The organism is Alteraurantiacibacter aestuarii (genome assembly GCF_039523595.1).
Classification (GTDB): domain Bacteria; phylum Pseudomonadota; class Alphaproteobacteria; order Sphingomonadales; family Sphingomonadaceae; genus Alteraurantiacibacter; species Alteraurantiacibacter aestuarii.
In genome coordinates, this window is record NZ_BAAAFP010000003.1 from 32,069 (window position 1) to 50,200 (window position 18,132).

Consider the following 18,132-nt stretch of genomic DNA (forward strand, 5'->3'; position numbering starts at 1 on the left):
TTGCTATTTGTGCATTGCAGCAATTAGCTGTCCGGACACCAATGCAACAAGCGAGGAAACATGGCCGACCCGAAAGAGTCCAAAGCCAGTGAAGCTGAAAATGCCAAAACCAATGCAGTGTCATCTGCTGCGGTGAAGGCAGACAAAGTGGCAACGCCCGCGCCTGCTGCTGTTGAACCGGCAGCTGTAAAGCCGGCGGTTGCTCCTGTCGCCGCGGTCCCCGCAGCGAAGAAGGCACCTGCCAAGGCCGCACCGGTCAAGAAGGTGGCTGTGACGAGGAAGGCAGCTCCGGCTGCCAAGACCAGGCCAGCGGCCAAGCCGGCCAAACCGGCAGCAAAAAAGAAATCTCCTCCGGCCGCAAGAAAGGTTCCGGTCAAGACCGCAGCCAAGCCCGCGACCACACCAGTTACCACCCCCCACAAGACACCCAGTGTCACCGAATTGAAGGAAAAGATAATGGCTACCAAGACCGCCGACGTAACCGAGATGATGAGCAAGTCGATGACTGAAGCCGTCTCTGAAATGCAGACCAAGGCTCAGGAAGCTTACGACAAGGGTACCGGCATGGTTTCGGAAATGACCGAAGTTGCCAAGGGCAATGTCGAAGCGATCGTCGAGAGCAGCAAGATCATGGCCGGCGCCATTCAGGATCTGGGCAAGACCTATGCTGATGAAGCGAAGTCTGCCTATGAAACCATCACCGCCGACATGAAGGAAATGGCTGCCGTGAAGAGCCCGACCGAGCTGTTCCAGCTTCAGGGCAAGATCCTGCGTCGCAATTTCGATGCCATGGTCGCCACTTCCTCGAAGAGCAGCGAAGCCGCCATGAAGCTGGCGAATGATGTCATGGCGCCGATTTCCGGCCGCGTGACCATCGCTGTCGAGAAGCTTTCCAAGGTCGCATAAGCGACACGATCTACCGCCGGTCTCTCCTCTCCCGCCGGCGTTCTGAATGGGCCGGGCAGTCAGACTGCCCGGCCCATTTGCATCTGTTGGCCCGGACTCCAGCCCCCGCCGGACAAGCCACTTGGTGATGAATTTCACCGGGCATCTTGCACCTGAACACTTCGATACGATATTTGGCTCTTCCATGATCCGCGATTTCGAACCCCTTGAACCGAACCACACTGATGCGTGCATGGGTGCGTGTCCGCTGACGCTTGCCGTTGGCCAGCGCGCCGGAAACAGGAGTCATGACGGGGGTGATGGCGGCGATGATGGCGGCGGAGCAGGGGACGGCGACAAGGGTCCCGGCGACGGCCAGCTTGGCGTTGCCACCCGGACCCGCACCAAATCCAAGAAGCCCAGCCAGTACAAGGTGCTGATGCTCAACGATGACTACACCCCGATGGAATTCGTGGTGATGGTGCTCAAGCGCTTCTTCCGCATGGATCTGGAACAGGCGACGCGGGTGATGCTGCATGTCCACCAGCGCGGCGTGGGCGTGTGTGGCATCTTCCCCTATGAAGTGGCCGAGACCAAGGTCAATCAGGTGATGGATTTCGCCCGCGAGAACCAGCACCCGTTGCAGTGCACGCTGGAAAAGGCCTGACCGTTTCGGCTCGTGCGCAGATTTGCGCGCATTTCTCCACCGGTATATCAGGGCATGACCGCGCCCACATTCTTCGCTAAGGCCTTGGGTAGCAATCCGCACTGAACCGCTGGGTCCATTCCTTGTCGCACTTCATCACCGCAATTGATCGCTACATTTTCCGGCTTGTGCTGGTGCCGATGATCGGCATCTTCGTGCTTGCCGCCAGCCTGCTGCTGCTGGAAAAAATGCTCCGCCTGTTTGAGTTCGTATCGACAGAAGGCGGGCCGGTGAACGTGGTCTTCCGGATGCTGGTCAACCTCATTCCCGAATATGCCGGTCTGGCGATTCCGCTGGGGCTGATGCTGGGTATCCTGTTCGCCTTTCGCAAGCTGGCCATTTCCAGCGAGCTGGACGTGATGCGCGCGGTGGGCATGTCCTACACCCGCCTGCTGCGCGTGCCCTACCTGATGACCTTTGCGCTGATGGCGCTCAATTTCGCCATCGTCGGCTATCTCCAGCCGCTGGCGCGCTATGCCTATGAGGAAATGGAGTTCGAGCTGCGATCGGGCGCGCTGGGCGCATCGATCAAGGTGGGCGAATTCAACACTATCGAGGATCGCATGGCGCTGCGCATCGAAGCCAGCCAGGATGAGGGGCGCGACCTGATGGGCATTTTCGCCCGCGTCGCCAATGACAAGGGGCAGGTGCTGTCCATCTCCGCGCGCGAGGGGCGCTTCCTCGCCAATCGGGAGGATCGCAACACCATCATCCTGCGGCTGATCGACGGCACCATCATCCATACCGTGCCCAGTGGCCGCTCACGCGTGCTCAGCTTCAGCCAGCATGACCTGCCGATAGACCTGCCCGCGCTGGAAAGATTCCGCGCGCGCGGCGATGCGGAGCGCGAATATGTCCTGCCCGAGCTGCTGGAGATCGGCTGGAGCCGTGAAGCCAGCGTGCAGGACCGGCAGGGCAGCCGCGCCAATTTCAACTATCGCATGGTGGAAGTGGTGATGATGATCATGTTGCCGCTGATGGCGGTGGCGCTGGCCATTCCGCCCAAGCGCTCCACCTCGTCTCTGGGCATCTTCCTCTCGATCGTGATCGTGGTCGCCTATCACAAGGTCAACCAGTATGGGGAAAGCGTGGCGGAGCTGGGCCGGATCGATCCGTTCCTGGCGCTGTGGGGGCCGTTTGCCCTGCTGTTCGCGCTGATCGGGTGGATGTATTATCAGGTCGCCTTTGTGCCCGGCGGACAGCCGATTGGCGGGCTGGAGAATATCTATGCCAAGCTGGCACGGCAGATAAAGGCCCTGCTGCGCCGCCGCCATCGCGGAGAACGGTCCGCAGAGCCAGAGGAAGAGACAATCATTGCTGCTTGATTTCTTCCCCTCGCGCCGCCTGACCATTTATCTGGCCAAGATGTTCGCCGTGCGCATCGTTGCCGTGCTGGCGATGCTGGTGCTGGTGCTGATGATGCTCGACCTGCTCAGCCGCACGGCCGATATCCTCGCCTTTGAGGGCAATGGGGAGAGCGAGCTGTTCACCTATGTCAGCCTGCGTGTTCCGCAGCTGATCCAGCGCTTCCTTCCCTATTCGGTGCTGCTGGCCACCATCCTCACGCTGGCAGGTCTCAACCAGAACAGCGAAGTGGTGGCGATGAAGGCGGCAGGCCTCTCCGCGCACCAGATCCTGGCTCCGCTGCTGCTGACGGCGGCGTTCGTGGCGCTCGCCAGTTTCAGCTTCAACGAACGCGTCGTCACCCGCGCCACCGCCACGCTGAAGGCGTGGGAGAACGTGGAATATGGCGTGGTCCCGGTCGATCCCGACACGAGGCTCAACGTCTATTTCAACGATGGCAATGATGTGCTGATGGCGCGCGAGCTGAGCGGGCTTGGCGATGATGCCGTGCTGACCGGTGTGACTTTCTATGAACGCGACGATGCAGGCATGATCACCCGCCAGATCACCGGCAGCCGCGCCACTTTTGCCAATCCCGGCTGGCTGCTGGACGATGCGCAGGTGTTCGATGTGGTCACCGCGCAGAGCACCGCCGCGACGGAGCCGCTGGTTGTCGCGCCCGGCACCACCATCAGTCAGGTGGAGCTGCGCAAGGTCGATCCCGATGCGGAAACGCTGGCGCAGCTGTCACGGTCTATCGATGCGCTGAAGGCCGCCGGACGCCGCACGGCGGAGCTGGAAGGCAAATGGTGGCACAAGATATCCGGCCCGCTGTCCGCCATGCTGATGCCCTTGCTGGGCGCAGTGGCGGGTTTTGGCCTGGCGCGTTCGGGCCATCTGTTCGCCCGCGCGGTGATCGGAATGGCGCTGGGCTTTGCCTATTTCGTGGTCGAGAATGCCGCGCTGGCGCTGGGCAGTTTCGGCGGATATCCGCCGCTGCTGGCCGCATGGGCGCCCTTCATACTCTTCTTCCTCCTGGGAGAGACGGTGCTGGTGCGGACCGAGGAATAGGATTGCCCGCCGACGGTCGTGCCTGATCTATCTTGCCTTGTTTTTGCCCTTTTTGGGAACAGCTGCATCGCCCAGGAGTCTCTCTGCCAGTAACCACCAAGGAGTATTGGTATGATCAAGCGTAGTCTGACAGCCCTTTCCGCCCTGGCCATTCTGGGCCTGGCGGCATGCGGCGACACGGTGGAAGAAGGCGATACCACCGTTGTCGAAGCCAATACCCCCGAGCCGGCCTATGTGCCTGCGCCATCTGCTGCGCCTGCCGATGCCGACAACAGCTCGGCTGGTGACAGTCTTTCGATTAGCGAAAAGGGTATCAGCGCCACCATGAATGATGGCGGCACCACCATTAGCGCAGATATTGACGGCAACCCCTCATTCTCCGTTGAACGCAACTGAAGCGACAGGTTTAGCCACCAGGCAGGAAGGCCCTCGCCCGATGGCGGGGGCCTTTTTCGTTCTGGCTGCTGGTTGCTTTGTGTCGTCTGCGCGGGCCTTAGCCGCGCCGCCCCATGGTGCTGCGGCCGATCCGCCAGACCAGCGGCCACATGCCCTTGTGCACCGCGCCCTGATAGGTCGATTCCACCCCCAGATGCGCGGCAATGCGGTGATGGGCTGTGTGCAGCGAGTGATAGGGCAGGCTTGGCAGCAGGTGATGCAGCGCGTGATAGCGCAGGCCTACAGGCGCCCACAGGCCGGCAATGAAGGTCGGAACGTTGACCGAATCCAGATATTGCGCGGTCACCGTCATCGCCTCCCCGTCATTCTCCCACAGATGGGCGACCAGCGTGCGCAGCTGGTTGAAGGTGGCGACCGCCGATGCGATGGCCATCGCCACCAGCAGCGGCTTCCACCCCAGCCAGAACGGTGTGGAGATCAGGAACAGCGCCCAGATGCTGGCGCCGATCTGCTGCCACGCGAACCAGCGGCGCTGCTCGTCATTTTCGGGTGGGCGGCGACGGAAATCGGGATTGATGGAGAGCGAGGATGCCCGCTCCCACGTGAATTTGCGCACGGCCGGGAAGATCAGCCCCAGCGGCGCCAGCACGCCCCAGCGGATCAGCAGGCCCACAGGGGCCAGTAGCGCCACCAGGATGAACAGCGGCAGCGACCACGGCTTCATCAGCGCCAGCGGCAGATATTCCGGGTCCTCCGGCGTGCCATAGCGCATGCGCGAATGGTGCAGCGTGTGCACCTGCTCATACATCAGGCTGGGGGTGAGCATGGGGATGCCCACCAGCATGTTCCACGCGGTGCGAAAGCCGGGCAAGGCGTTGCGATGCAGATGGGTGATTTCGTGAATGAACAGCAGCGCGCGGTACAGCGCCATGAAGGACAACAGGCCAAATGCCACCGCCACCCACGTGTCCGTGGCCAGGATCGCGCCCGCCAGCGCGCCATAGCCCACCAGCGCCGAAAGGATCATGTCCGGCCAGTAGATCGCGGGCCGCGCCACGTTGATATCGCGCGTCAGCTCCGCCGCGGCGCGCAGCATCGCCTTGTCGTCAGCGATCTGCGACTTGCGCACGCGCGTGCTGCCATCGGTTGCCATGGCACCTGCGGGGCCGAGAGATTGGGTCGCGGTCATATCCAGTCTTCGCCAGTTCTTATCTTGCCTTGTGCGGCTTGCCATTGCCAAAGATCAATCTTCGGCACGGCGCGGGGCCGCTTGACATCGCCGGCAAAGCATAAGCAGAGCGAAGGCAGAATGAACAAGGGCAATGGATCGTGTCTGGCAGTAAAATAGATATTGTACCGGTATCCGGCAAGGGTGGGCTGAAGGCCTTCATAGAACTGGCCTATCGCCTCAATGCCGATGATCCCAACTGGGTGCCGCCGCTGCGGGCCGACATGGTGGAACTGCTGACGCCGGGCAAGAACCCGTTTCACGAACATGCGCGGATGCAATTGTTCCTCGCCCGGCGCGATGGCCGCGATGTGGGCCGCATTTCCGCACATATAGACGAGCTGGCGCTGACCCAGCCGGAGAAGCAGGGCATGGGTCCGGGCACCGGTAACTGGGGCCTGCTGGAGGCCGAGGATGAGGCAGTCGCCCACGCGCTGATCGCCGCCGCGGAAGACTGGCTGCGCGCGGAGGGAATGACCCGCGTGCTGGCCCCGATCAGCCTGTCCGTGTGGGAGGAGCCGGGGCTGCTGACCCACGGCCATGACCATCCGCCAATGTTCATGATGGGCCATGACAATGCCGCCTATCAGGCATGGGTGGAAAGCGCCGGTTATGAAGTGGCGAAGAAGCTCTACACCTATGACCTGGAGGTTCACGAAGGTTTCCCGCCGATCGTCAACCGCATCGTGAAATCGGGTGAGCGCAATGAAAACATCACCGTGCGCACGGTCGACCTGAAGCATTTCGATCGCGACGCGGCCATCTTCATCGATATCCTGAACGAGGCATGGTCGAACAACTGGGGCTTCGTGCCCTTTACCGAGGCCGAGAAGGCCTATGCCGCCAAGAAGCTGAAGCCGATCATCATTGAAGGCGCAAACATGATTGCGGAGGTCGATGGGGAACCGGTCGCCTTCATGATGTCTCTGCCGGACATGAATGAGAAGCTGATTACCATGCGCGGCAGGCTGTTCCCGTTCAACTGGGCGCGACTGCTGTGGTGGCTGCGCAAACCCAGGGGCGCGAACTTCCGCGTGCCGTTGATGGGCGTGGTGCGCAAATACCAGAACAGCCGCCTGGCCAGCCAGCTGGCCTTCATGATGATCGAATATATCCGCCGCTATGCGGTTGCCGAACACGGCGTGAAACGCGCCGAAGTGGGCTGGGTGCTGGAAGATAATCAGGGGATGGTGGCCATTGCCGAAGCCATCCAGGCCAAGATGAACCGGGAGTACCGGATCTATGGCAAGCCGCTCTGACGGGCAGCAATTGTTGGCAGTATTGCAACAGTTGCGCCCATAAGAGTGCTTTTTGTGCAGCGCCGGGAACCACCAAGCCACTGACCACGTTAGCTGTCCGGATGGCGTGGGCCATCTGCTGGGGACACTATGGCAAAGAACAAGCCTGCAAAGCCGAAGAAGAATCCGATGCAGCGCGTTCTGCTGGTGGAGGATGATCCGGTACTGGCGCTTTCACTGGAAGCGGCGCTGATCGATGGCGGCGCGGGTGAGGTTATCATCTGTTCCAGCATGGCGGCCACCGTGGCCGAACTGGAGAAAGCGCGCCCCGATGCCATTATCCTCGACGTCCACCTGACCGATCGCGATGATGGCTGGGCGCTGGCCGAACTGGTCAGCCTGCTTGGCCCAAAACGCCCGCGCATCGCCTTTTCCACCGGATCGCCGGAAGATATTCCCGCCTCGGTCAAGGAGATGGGCGCGGTGTTCGAAAAGCCTTACGATCCCGCGCAGCTGGTTGAAGTCCTGATGAGCGGCAACAAGACCGGCCTTATCGCCCGCCTGCGCAGCGCGCTGCGCTGATCCGAGCTGCGCTGAGCCACAACCACTCTTCCACTCCACATTTTCCCGCAGTGGCAAATTAACCCGGCCCCAAAGTTAAAAGGCCTCCGCTCAATGGAGCGGAGGCCCTTCGGGATCATGTCACCAGCCGTTTGGACGGGAGGGGGGGTCTCGGCGGTGACATAGGATAAAATGCGCCAATCATTGCGCGGTTCCGGCGGCCGCAAAATAATTTTCGCGCCTTTTCAAAAGCGCTTTGCAATCAGGGGGTTGCCATTGCGGACCAGAGCATGTCTGGCTGCATATAACGCCAAATTTTCCGCCGCCGGAACCAGCTTTGATCCGGCGCGTTCAAGCCCCAAGCAATCATCGGGAAGGGTCCTATGTCCATTGGTGCTGAAGTTGCCGCTCATCTTCCGTTTCTCCGCCGCTATGCCCGCGCGCTTACCGGCTCGCAGACAACCGGCGATGCCTTTGTAAAGGCCACGCTGGAGGCCGCGCTGGCCGATCAGGACGTGGCAGACAGCCTGCGCGGCGGACGTGTGCCGCTGTACCGCGCATTCAACAAATTATGGTCCAGCGCCTATCTCGACGATGGAGAGGGCAATGGCGGGGCCAGCCTGCATGAAGTGGCAGCGCAGGATCAGCTCAAGAAGATCACCCCGCTCAACCGGCAGGCGCTGTTGCTGACCACGGTGGAGGATTTCACCCCGGCCGAAGCAGCCCAGATCATGGAGATCGACGAGGCCGACGTGGAATCGCTGGTGCGTGAGGCGGTGGAGGAAATCGACCGCGAGAGCACCACCAACGTGCTGATCATCGAGGATGAGCCGCTGATCTCCATGCAGCTGGAAGACCTCGTGCGATCGCTTGGCCATGACATTTGCGGCACCGCCGCCACGCGGACGCAGGCGCAGGAAGTGGTCGCCGGAGAAATGCCGGGCTTGGTGCTGGCCGATATCCAGCTGGCAGATGGCTCCTCCGGGCTTGATGCGGTGGACGATATCCTGGCCACGGGCAGCATGCCGGTGATCTTCATCACCGCCTATCCCGAGCGGCTGCTGACGGGTAACCGGCCAGAGCCGACCTATCTGATCACCAAGCCTTTCCAGGAAGACACGGTGCGTGCGGCGATCAGTCAGGCGTTGTTCTTCGGTTCCAGCCGTCCGCTCAGCTGATTGCCGGGGCGCCAGCGATGGACCGCCTCAAGCTGAAGATCCAGTTGCTGTGCGCGGACCAAATCGCCATCGGTCCGGGCAAGGCAGACCTGCTCGATGCGATCCGGGATACCGGCTCCATCTCCGCGGCCGCGCGCGCGCTGGGGATGAGCTATCGCCGGGCTTGGCAGCTGGTGGATGTGATGAACCGCTGTTTCGCTGAAAAGCTGGTGGAAACGCAGCCCGGTGGCGGCGGAAGTGCCGGTGCCCGGCTGACCGATGCCGGCACGCAGATGCTGGCGGCCTATCGTGCGTTGTCCGCGCAGGTGGAAGGCCATACCGGCGGCGAGGATTTCGACACTCTGGCGCAAGGCTTGCGCAAAGTGCCGCTGCCGCCTGCCGACTGAGAATTTCCTGCCGATCAGGCGGCCTGCGGCTCTGCCCGGTCCATGCGCCGGTGCGAGAATATCCACCAGGCAATCGCCATCGATACTGCGCCGCCCGCCAGATTGGCGAGCAATTCGCCGCCATAGACCGCGTCCGCGCCCCAGGCGCCTTGCAGTATCAGCGCGAACGGCACCATCACCAGCGCCACGCGGGCGAGTGACAGCATCAGCGCGGTGGAGGCCTGATCGATGGCATTGAACGCGCCATTGCCCATGATGAATAGGCCATAGGCCCAGTATCCCCACACGGCGATTTCCAGATAGCGCATGGCGGCATCCACCGTGGCTGCATCCTCGCTGAAGATGCCGGCAAACCAGCCGCGCCCGAAATACAGCAGGCCGCCCGCCAGCAATCCGTACAACAGGCAGAAACCGCCCGCCTGCAACATGGCCAAGCGCGCGCGGTCATATCGCTTCGCGCCCCAGTTCTGCCCCACGATCGCGCCGATGGAGCCGGACAGGCCGAGCAGCGGAACCACGGCAAACATCTGCAATCGTCCGCCCACGCCAAAGCCGCCGACCGCCGCCTCTCCCTCATGGGCCAGGAAAGTGGTCATCACGGCAAGGCCCACAGGGTTGATCGAATTGGTCAGCGCGGCGGGCACCGCCACGCGCAGCACATCGCGGATGCCGTGGACCCAGTCGGCATGCAGCAATGATGACAGGGCAAAGGGTATCTGGCCCTTTTGCAGCATCACAAAGCCGACGATCACCCCCAGCACCCAGCCGCCGATGGTGGCATAGGCGGCCCCGGCAATGCCGAAGCCCGCAAAGCCGAACGCGCCATCGATCAGGATCGGATCGAGCACCCAGTTGGCGATGGCAAAGCTGAGCGAGACCACGGTGCTGCGCCGCGCGGCACCCTGCGCGCGCAGCACTCCATTGATGCCCGACACTGTCAGCAGCAGCGGAAAGCCCAGCGCGAACGGCAGCATGTACAGGCCGATCAGCCGCAGCATCTCGCCCTCTGCCCGCATCAGGCCGAACAGTTGATCGTGAAACAGCGCCAGCAGCACGGCCACGGCAATTCCGGTCAGCAGGCCAAGGGCTATGCCCAGGCTGGCGCACTGGCTGGCGCGGTCATCCTTGCCTGCCCCCAGCGCGCGGCTGACAACAGAGCTGGTGCCCGCCATCACCCCCACGCCAAGGCAGGAAAGCGCCGTGCTGACCGGGAAGATAAAGCTCATCGCCGCCAGCTCCGTGGCGCCAAGGCGGCCGACGAAATAGGCATCGATAATGCCGATGGACATGATCGCCGCCACGCCCACGATCAGCGGCGCTGTCTGGTTGACCAGATGGCCGGCGATCGAGCCGGTGATCAGTTTGGCGTTCTTGGCCATGAATGGATGCGCAGCCCCGAGGTCAGGGCGCGATCATCACCTTGCACTGGGTGGTGCGATGCTTGAGGCTTTCGAACACATCGGGGGTGTTCGCCAGGGAGATCGTGTCGGTGATCAGCCGGCGGGGCTCGATTGCGCCCGCTTCCAGCGCGGCCAGCGATGCGACATATTCCTGTCGGGTGAAGAACGCGCTGGTCACCAGCCGCACCTGCTTTGACAGCATGGCGAAGGTGTTGAGCGTATCGGGCTTTGTGCACAGGCCCAGCAGCACGATGGTGCCATCGCCGCGCACCTGGCTGACTGCCTGATCGATCAGACCGGGAATGCCCACGCATTCGAACACGATGTCCGCCTTGCCGCCCAGCCCCTGTTCGGCGCTGCCGACCGGGTCCTGCGGATCGACCACGAACACGTCCGCGCCCATCTCCAGCGCGCGCATCTCCTGAAAATCGGCGATGTCCTGCACCGCCACCTTGCCTGCGCCAAAACGCTTGGCCCAGAAGGCGACCGCCAGCCCGATGGGGCCTGCGCCCAGCACCAGCACCTTGTCGCCGGTCTTCATGGCCGCAAGGTTCACGCCGTGCAGCGCCACCGCCATCGGCTCTATAATCGCGCCATCGGCCAGCGTCAGATCGGTGGGCAGGGGGATGCACTGGTTGGGGCGGGTCACGGCATATTCGGAATAGCCGCCGCCCTGCAGGCCGAACTCGGCGCACCACTGCACCGCGCCCTTGCGGCAATGCTCGCAGTGCCCGCAGCTCTTCAGCGGGATGACGGAGACCAGATCGCCGGGCCTGAACTGCGTGGTGCCCTTGCCCAGCGCCATCACTTCTCCGGCGAATTCATGGCCCAGCACATCGCCGTGCTTGCAGCCGTAGGCCGCATCCTCGGTCATGTGCAGGTCGCTGCCGCAAATGCCGCAGCGGCCCACTTTCACCACCAGCTCGCCCTCGCCGGGCGTGGGGTCGGGAATGTCCTCATAGGCGAGCTTCTTGTGCAGGCCCTGGAAGGTAACGGCTTTCATGCGGGCATATTCCTATTCGGTCCAGATCGGCTGCTCGCCCATTGCCACCTGGGTGGAATTGACGAGGATGAAATTGTCCAGCACGTCTATCGTGGTGGGAAATTCAGCGCGCACCAGTTGCTGCAGATCGGCGGCATCGGCGGCGCGGGCGACCAGCTGCGGCCACTGGTCCAGATAGCGTGCGGTGAACGCCAGGCCGCTGGCATCATCGGGCAGGCCGGGGCGGGCATGGCCGGCCACCACGATGGCAGGGTCCAGCGCGATCAGGCGGTCCACCGAAGCGCCCCATTCGGCCACGGCTGCGGGATCGTGTTCGCCCAGCCACAGATGCACTTCGTTGAACACCAGGTCGCCCGGCAGCAGCGCGCGGATTTCCGGCACCCACAGCGCGGTGGAGTGGACATGATCGCCTTGCATTGGCCCCAGCACGCGCAGTTCATGCCCTTCCAGCATGATGACATCGCTGGTCAGTGCATGCGGGGCGCTGGGGTAGGAGGGGCCATTTTCGGCCAGGCCGGGGCTCCAGCGGATGACCTTGAACGGCAGGGATCGCCAGATATCGGCCACCACCGTGGGATGGGCGACAATCTCCGCATCGGGAAAGGCCTGTTCCAGCACTTCCATCGCGAAGAAATGATCGGGGTGATCGTGCGTGACGAAAATATGCGTCAGCGTCTTGCCGCTATCCAGCACCATTGCCGCCACCCGGTGAGCATCGGCCAGCGTAAAGGGCGGATCGACCAGCACCGCATCATGCGCGCCCATGATCAGGGCGGAATTGACATGCAGCGATCCGGCGCTGGTGCGCAGCACTTCCACCCGCAGCGGGGGTTCATCCTGTGCGGCCAGCGGCGTTGCCAGCGACGTTGCCAGAGTGAGCGCGATCAGGGCGAGGAGTTTGCGGATCATCGCCTTCACTCTGCCGATATGCGCAGGACAGGCTTGACCACTTCGCCGCTCTCGCTGGCTTCGATCGCTTCATTGATCTTTTCGAACGGGAAATAGCGGATCAGCCGGTCGAACGGGAACTCGCCGCGCGCGTGATAGGCGATCAGCTCGCACAGGAAGGCTCCGACATCGCTGTCCCCGCCCAGAATGCCGATCACCCGCTTGCCGCCGCCCATCAGCGAGCTTTCGTTGAGCACCAGATCGTCCGTGGGGGCAGAGGCACCGACAAGGCCGAGAATGCCCTTGGGCGCGATCAGCGGGAACACGCCTTCGATGACCTTTTTCACACCCGTGGTGTCAAACGCATAGGCCAGCCCCTGCGGCACCAGCTGCGCGATCTGCCCCATGGCATCCCCGCGAGCGCTGATCGTGTGCGTGGCGCCCAGTTCCTTCGCCAGATCGAGGCGGCTGTCATGCATGTCGACCGCGATGATCGGGTTTGCGCCGGCAATCTTGGCCGCCATCACCGCGGCAAGCCCCACCGTGCCGACGCCGAAAATGGCAATCGGCATGCCCGCGCGCACGTCCATGCTGCGCAGCACAGCGCCCGCGCCGGTCATCAGCCCGCAACCGATCGGGGCGAGGCGTTCGAGCGGGATATCGCTCGCGCTGTCGGGAATTTTCACCACGTTGCGCTGATGCGCGATGGCGTGGCTGGCAAAGCTGGACTGGCCGAAGAAGTTGCCGCTCACCGTCTCCCCGCCTTGCGTGATGGTGGCGCTGCCATCGGCGCGCGCTCCGGCAAAATTATGCGGGAAGAAATTGTAGCAATAGGTCGGCGCGGAAACATCGCAGCTGGGGCAATGGCCGCAGCTGTTGAAGCTCATCAGCACACGGTCCCCTGCCGCCACGGAGGTGACATTGCTGCCCACCGCCTCGACAATACCGGCCCCTTCATGGCCCAGCACGGCTGGCAGCGGGGTGGGCAATTGCCGGTCGCGCACCGCCATATCGGTGTGGCAGATGCCGCTGGCGACCATCCGCACCAGGATTTCGTCCCCGCGCAAATCATCCAGCTGCACATGCTCAAGCGTGAAGTCCTTGCCCGGTCCCTGGCAAATGGCGGCGCGTGCCTGTGTGGTCATGGTCTCTCCCGGAGATGTGTCTTGTCAGTCGTTCAGCGGCTTGATCGGTCCCAATTGCATGCCGCCATCGATCATCACGTGGCTGCCGGTCATGTAACTGCCGGCATCGCTGGCCAGCAGCAGGGCGAGCGGCTTGATCTGGTAGGTTTCGGCCATGCGGCCAACCGGCACCAGCTCGTCCCACGCCTTCTTCGCCGCCGGGTTCTTCTTCACCCAGCCATCGCCGATGTTGGTGACGAACGGGCCGGGCGCGATGGCGTTCACACGGATGCCATAGGCGGCCAGTTCATAGGCCGAATGGCGCATGAAATGCTTCACCCCCGCCTTGGCAGCCATATAGGGCACGCCGACGATGGCCTCATTCACTTCGGCAGCGTTGGAGCTGGTGATGACGATGGAGCCGCCGCGGCGATAGCCGTTGGCTTCATTCGCCTTCATCACCCGCGCTGCTTCGCGCACGGTGTGGAAGCAGCCATTGAGGTTGATGCCGATGGACTTGTACCAGCGCTCGGGATCATAGACGTCGATCTGGCCTTCGGGGTTGCGGTTGCCCTCCGGTGTCCAGAAGCCATTGCCCACATCAAGCCCGGCATTGGCAAAGGCGACATCGCATCCGCCAAATGCTGCCACGTGATTGTCAAACGCCTGCGCCACCTGCGCCAGATCGGACACGTCGCAGACATCCCAGCGCGTCTGATAGCCCTGATCCGCCAGCCGCTTCGCCTCCCGCTCTGCGCCCGCCGCATCGACATCGGTCAGCGTAACCTTTGCGCCGGCCTCGGCCAGCACTTCGGCATAGGCCAGGCCAATGCCCGAAGCTGCGCCGGTGACGATGCCGGACCGTCCGGTCAGGTCGAACTGGTCGAGTGTTTTCACGCTGTTTCCTTCTCCTGCATGGCGGCTTTGCGCGCGGCCAGCAGCCGCTTGTTTACCGCTTCATATTTCAGCACCGCCTGGTCCATCGCCAGCGGCATGATACGTGTACCGGTTGCCTGCATGGTGCGCCACTGCGCCTCGATCATGCGCTTGTCCTCGTGGAATGCCCTGAGGCCAAGGTCGGCGAAAAAATCCTGCTTTTCGGCTTCTGCCGCCCATGGGCCGAAAGCGAAGAAATAGCAGGTGGTGTCGGCGGTCAGCGGGGTGACCGCCTGACAAGTGAACGTGGTGAACTGCGAAAGACCTTCGCAGCGGCCCTGACTGGCGCGGTCCATCGTGCCGTGGGGATAGGTTTCGGTGCGCAGGATGAACACGCCCGGCACGGTGAAGTCATAGCGGCTCCACACGTCGGCCTCATCCACATGACGGCCACCGGCCGGGTTGGGCGGCATCCCGGCCATGGCGCGTTCCACCGCCACGCCGTTGGGCAGGGTGATGTTGGAAATCTTCGCCGCCAACCAGCCATCAGCCGATTCCTCGCTGCCCCCGGCAAAGGTCGCCGCGTGGACATAGGCAATGTGCGAAAGGTCGAGCAAATTGTCGTGAATCAGCCTTGCGGGCGCTTCGTAATCCAGCCGTCCGGGCGTCATCGCCCAGTCGGGATGGCGGTAACCGATAAATTCGGGAATCTGCCCGGCGTCAGCCAGCGCCGGATCGCCCATCCACACCCAGATCGCGGCGTGGCGTTCCACCACCGGGTAGGCGCGGGCGCGCAAGGCGGGCGGGATCACATCCTGGCCGGGCACTTCCACCGCGCGTCCATCGCTGGCGAAGCGGATGCCGTGATACAGGCAGCGCAGGCCGCCGCCTTCGCACCGGCCAAGCGACAGCGGCGCGGCGCGGTGCGGGCAGCGGTCTTCCAGCGCGAACACCGTGCCTGCTTCGTCGCGGGCCAGCGCCAGCGGCTGGCCGAGCATGGTGATCGCGGTAATCTCGCCGGGCGGAACATCCTTGTCCCACCCGGCCATGTACCAGGCATCGCGCGGGTGCTGCCAACCCACCGCGTCTATGAAGGCTTCGGTCGTCATCCCTACAGATACAGCTGCTTGTTGATCTCGAGGCCGTTCTCTTTGCAGTAGGTTTCATAGTGGTTCATGAACCACCACACGTCGAGCGTTTCGACGAACTCACCGTTCTCGTCATAGAACTCGTTGGCGCCCTGCATCCAGAAGAAGGCCTTCATGCCGTCTTCCTCATCGGTCACCAGCGTGTGCGCATGGCCGGGGAATTCGGTGATGAATTCGCCGGGATGGCAGACCCAGTCATATTCCAGATAGCGGAAGGTGCCTTCCAGCCCGATGGCCCACACCATGCCGCGATGCTTGTGCGTGCCGATCACGCCCTTGGACTTGATCCACAGCACATTGGCATAGACGTTGTTGCGCACGTCGAAGGCCAGGTGGCGGATGGCGGCATTGTCGCCAAAGGGAACCCACGGGCTCTCCTCCTCCGACAGGCCGACATACGTGCCCGACACGCAATATTTGTCGAGCATGTTGCTGTGCGGTTCCGGCACGGAAACGATCTTGAATGCGCCGGATGGGGGTGCCTTAATACCGCCCAGCCTGGATTTTTCCTGTGTGGCCATGATGGTCTCTCCTTACAGGTACAGCTTGGGATTGAGGGGGATGCCGTTTTCCTTGCAGTAGGTCTCATAGTGGGTGATCATCCACCACACGTCGACCGTGTCTGCATAGACGCCTTCGGCATCGAAGAAATCGATCGGGCCGTTCATCCAGCCGAACAGCTTGCAGCCTTCGGGATGCTCGGTCACCAGCGTATGCGCCTCGCCCGGAACTTCCAGGATCAGCCCGCCCGGCGTGCCGACCCAGTCATATTCCAGATAGCGAACACTGCCCGTCAGCGTGACCATCGTCACCGTGCCGCGGTGAAGATGCGTGCCGATGGTGCCGGGGCCCTTCATCCACAGGATGTTGGAATAGGTGTTGGTGCGCACGTCGAACATCAGGTGCTTGATCGCCGCGCCATCGCCAAACGGAACCCACGGGCTGTCCACGTCGGTGCCCATGTCGATATAGCGCCCGCCCGGGCTCAGCCGGTCCACGGTTTCGCGGTAGGCCCATGGCACATCGACGATTTCCTTGGTGTCGGACGCGGGGGCTTTCATCTTGTTGGTAGCCATTGTTTTTCCTCTTAACGGATCAGAGTGTCGACATAATCGGCACCGATGCCGACCTTGTCATAATGTTCGCGGGCGGCCTTCATGTAGTCAAACACGTCATAATGGCCGACAGTGTTGCCCTCTTCATCCAGCCACATCAGCGGACCGGAGACGACGAAGAATACCTTCATCGGGTCGGGATGCTCATAGGAGACGAGCGTGTGGCTTTCTCCCGGAGTCTCGAAGATGAAATCGCCTGCCGTGGCGGTCCATTCATGCTCCAGATACGCCCATTTGCCGCTGATGGTGTAGGCCCAGATCGGCTTGGGGTGGTAATGCCGGTTCACGATGCAGGCCTTCTTGGCCATCAGCACATCGGCCCACATGTTCAGCGACGGGCTGATCCAAACGGGCTTGGAGAACACGTCTTCCACGATCGGAACCCACAGCCGCTCATCCCCTTCGGCGATCTTGGCCATATAGGCTTCGGGCTTCGCGCCGGGGCGCAGCGCGTGGGGAACAGGCTTGGTACCGGCCCATGGTTCTGTGGTGGGTGCTTCAGGCATGATGCAGCGTCCTCTCGATAATTGCGCAGCCTTGCTGGCCGCATCCTATCGCGGCAGAATAGGCCTCCCTTTGATCGAACGCTAGGACTGAAGCGAAAGCGGGCAGGGACTCAAGCGCAACGACTCAAGCGCAACTGGGGGCAATCAGTTGCGAATGCGAAACTCGCGCGGGGTCACGCCATTGCGCCGGCGGAAACAGCGGGTGAAATAGGCGCTGTCATTGAAGCCGTGATCGAAGGCGATCTGGGTGATTGTCGCCTCGGGATGGGTGACCAGCTTCTCCGCCGCGCGGACAAGGCGGCGTTCCTGGATATAGGCGCTGGGCGTGGTGCCCATCGCAGCAAAGATCATCTGCACCGCACGCACGGAGATCTGGCAGTCCAGCGCAATGGCCGAACCGCTGAATTGCGGGTCCTGCAGGCGCGCTTCCACCAGCGCGCGCACGCGTTGCAGCAGCGCCGGTTCGCTGCGCCGGTTGTGGTCGAACGCGGCCCCGCGCAACGCCATCGCCAGCAATTGCGAGAACACGCTGCTGACTTCGTCTTCCCACCCTTCATGGTGGGTTTCGCGGTAGCCCTGCTGCCACAGCGACAGCAGGAAATCGTGCAGGATGCGCAGCGATGGCGATGTGCCGGGCAGCTTGCTGACCAGCCATTGGTTCAGCCCGTCGATCTCGCCCGCCAGCAGGTGGCGGGGAAATTCCACCACCAGCGTTTCATGCCGTGACAGGTCAATGCGATAGCTGCGATCGGTGCGGCACAGCACCGCATCGCCGGGGTTGAGCCGCACGCGGCGGCCACCCTGTTCGTGATCGCTCACACCGCGGCATTGCAGGTGCATGATCAGGCGCGGCTCACCATCGAGGATCGGCGTGCGGGTGACGCGGCACGCATTGGTGCGCGGGCGCAGCAGGCGCAGCCGGCCCAGGTTCCACGATGACACCTCGCCATTGAAGTCCGAATAGGCAGCATCGACCTGGCTGCCAGCATAGTGCTGCTGCGCCAGGTCGTTCCAGTAACGCGCCCGCTGGTCCGGGGCGACGTCGAGGGTATTGAACTGCTCAATCGTGCTCAAGACGG

Annotated in this window: 20 protein-coding genes; 9 read left to right on the forward strand and 11 right to left on the reverse strand. The window is 62.7% G+C overall.

Annotated elements, in window-relative coordinates:
• Nucleotides 1–60: 60 nt before the first annotated feature.
• The 5 genes from ABDZ98_RS13505 (at nt 61) to ABDZ98_RS13525 (ending at nt 4,402) form a co-directional block, all read left to right on the forward strand.
• Entirely contained in the window at nt 61–906 is an 846-nt protein-coding gene (locus tag ABDZ98_RS13505; protein ID WP_160591196.1) for a phasin family protein, read from the forward strand.
• A gap of 232 nt (nt 907–1,138) precedes the next feature.
• Complete coding sequence (clpS, locus tag ABDZ98_RS13510; RefSeq protein WP_419866768.1) at nt 1,139–1,552, forward strand: ATP-dependent Clp protease adapter ClpS; 414 nt, start codon at nt 1,139–1,141, stop codon at nt 1,550–1,552.
• Nucleotides 1,553–1,674: 122 nt separating this feature from the next.
• On the forward strand, nt 1,675–2,916 hold the full coding sequence (locus ABDZ98_RS13515) for an LptF/LptG family permease (RefSeq protein WP_160591197.1): 1,242 nt from the start codon (nt 1,675–1,677) through the stop codon (nt 2,914–2,916).
• The gene (gene lptG, locus ABDZ98_RS13520; RefSeq protein WP_160591199.1) at nt 2,906–4,006 is read left to right on the forward strand and encodes an LPS export ABC transporter permease LptG; all 1,101 of its coding nucleotides are present in this window, start codon (nt 2,906–2,908) and stop codon (nt 4,004–4,006) included. Before ABDZ98_RS13515 ends, lptG begins: the two co-directional genes overlap by 11 nt.
• 111 nt (nt 4,007–4,117) lie before the next feature.
• Entirely contained in the window at nt 4,118–4,402 is a 285-nt protein-coding gene (locus ABDZ98_RS13525; RefSeq protein WP_160591201.1) for a hypothetical protein, read from the forward strand.
• 97 nt (nt 4,403–4,499) lie between these two features.
• On the opposite strand, the gene ABDZ98_RS13530 is transcribed toward ABDZ98_RS13525, so the two are convergent.
• Nucleotides 4,500–5,591: a fatty acid desaturase family protein gene (locus tag ABDZ98_RS13530; RefSeq protein ID WP_160591203.1), complete on the reverse strand. Its 1,092-nt coding sequence runs from the start codon at nt 5,589–5,591 to the stop codon at nt 4,500–4,502.
• A gap of 140 nt (nt 5,592–5,731) precedes the next feature.
• Between ABDZ98_RS13530 and ABDZ98_RS13535 the strand changes: the two genes are divergently transcribed.
• From ABDZ98_RS13535 to ABDZ98_RS13550, 4 genes are all read left to right on the forward strand, one after another.
• A complete protein-coding gene (locus ABDZ98_RS13535) occupies nt 5,732–6,889 on the forward strand; it encodes an N-acetyltransferase (RefSeq protein ID WP_160591205.1) in 1,158 nt (385 codons plus the stop codon).
• A gap of 129 nt (nt 6,890–7,018) precedes the next feature.
• A complete protein-coding gene (locus tag ABDZ98_RS13540) occupies nt 7,019–7,450 on the forward strand; it encodes a response regulator (protein ID WP_160591207.1) in 432 nt (143 codons plus the stop codon).
• A gap of 362 nt (nt 7,451–7,812) precedes the next feature.
• Nucleotides 7,813–8,607: a response regulator gene (locus ABDZ98_RS13545; RefSeq protein ID WP_160591209.1), complete on the forward strand. Its 795-nt coding sequence runs from the start codon at nt 7,813–7,815 to the stop codon at nt 8,605–8,607.
• A gap of 17 nt (nt 8,608–8,624) precedes the next feature.
• Nucleotides 8,625–8,993: a winged helix-turn-helix domain-containing protein gene (locus ABDZ98_RS13550; protein WP_160591211.1), complete on the forward strand. Its 369-nt coding sequence runs from the start codon at nt 8,625–8,627 to the stop codon at nt 8,991–8,993.
• Nucleotides 8,994–9,007: 14 nt separating this feature from the next.
• On the opposite strand, the gene ABDZ98_RS13555 is transcribed toward ABDZ98_RS13550, so the two are convergent.
• The 10 genes from ABDZ98_RS13555 to ABDZ98_RS13600 all read right to left on the reverse strand — a co-directional run bounded on the left by ABDZ98_RS13555 (nt 9,008) and on the right by ABDZ98_RS13600 (nt 18,127).
• The gene (locus ABDZ98_RS13555) at nt 9,008–10,372 is read right to left on the reverse strand and encodes an MATE family efflux transporter (RefSeq protein ID WP_160591213.1); all 1,365 of its coding nucleotides are present in this window, start codon (nt 10,370–10,372) and stop codon (nt 9,008–9,010) included.
• 22 nt (nt 10,373–10,394) lie between these two features.
• Nucleotides 10,395–11,396 (reverse strand): alcohol dehydrogenase catalytic domain-containing protein, encoded by a 1,002-nt coding sequence (locus ABDZ98_RS13560; protein ID WP_160591215.1) that lies wholly within the window; start codon nt 11,394–11,396, stop codon nt 10,395–10,397.
• A 12-nt stretch (nt 11,397–11,408) separates the two neighbouring features.
• Nucleotides 11,409–12,305 carry an MBL fold metallo-hydrolase gene (locus tag ABDZ98_RS13565; protein WP_160591217.1) on the reverse strand — a complete coding sequence of 299 codons (897 nt, stop codon included), beginning with the start codon at nt 12,303–12,305 and terminating at the stop codon, nt 11,409–11,411.
• 5 nt (nt 12,306–12,310) lie between these two features.
• Complete coding sequence (locus tag ABDZ98_RS13570; protein ID WP_160591219.1) at nt 12,311–13,429, reverse strand: NAD(P)-dependent alcohol dehydrogenase; 1,119 nt, start codon at nt 13,427–13,429, stop codon at nt 12,311–12,313.
• Between the two features lie 24 nt (nt 13,430–13,453).
• On the reverse strand, nt 13,454–14,305 hold the full coding sequence (locus tag ABDZ98_RS13575) for an SDR family oxidoreductase (protein ID WP_160591221.1): 852 nt from the start codon (nt 14,303–14,305) through the stop codon (nt 13,454–13,456).
• On the reverse strand, nt 14,302–15,393 hold the full coding sequence (locus tag ABDZ98_RS13580) for an aromatic ring-hydroxylating oxygenase subunit alpha (RefSeq protein ID WP_160591223.1): 1,092 nt from the start codon (nt 15,391–15,393) through the stop codon (nt 14,302–14,304). The genes ABDZ98_RS13575 and ABDZ98_RS13580 overlap by 4 nt, the downstream gene beginning before the upstream one ends.
• Nucleotides 15,394–15,395: 2 nt before the next feature.
• On the reverse strand, nt 15,396–15,953 hold the full coding sequence (locus ABDZ98_RS13585; RefSeq protein WP_237437475.1) for a 2,4'-dihydroxyacetophenone dioxygenase family protein: 558 nt from the start codon (nt 15,951–15,953) through the stop codon (nt 15,396–15,398).
• A gap of 12 nt (nt 15,954–15,965) precedes the next feature.
• Nucleotides 15,966–16,508 (reverse strand): 2,4'-dihydroxyacetophenone dioxygenase family protein, encoded by a 543-nt coding sequence (locus ABDZ98_RS13590; protein WP_160591225.1) that lies wholly within the window; start codon nt 16,506–16,508, stop codon nt 15,966–15,968.
• An 11-nt stretch (nt 16,509–16,519) separates the two neighbouring features.
• On the reverse strand, nt 16,520–17,053 hold the full coding sequence (locus ABDZ98_RS13595; protein ID WP_160591227.1) for a 2,4'-dihydroxyacetophenone dioxygenase family protein: 534 nt from the start codon (nt 17,051–17,053) through the stop codon (nt 16,520–16,522).
• 144 nt (nt 17,054–17,197) lie between these two features.
• Nucleotides 17,198–18,127, reverse strand: coding sequence for a helix-turn-helix domain-containing protein (locus ABDZ98_RS13600; protein ID WP_160591229.1), 930 nt, complete (start codon nt 18,125–18,127; stop codon nt 17,198–17,200).
• Nucleotides 18,128–18,132 lie beyond the last annotated feature (5 nt).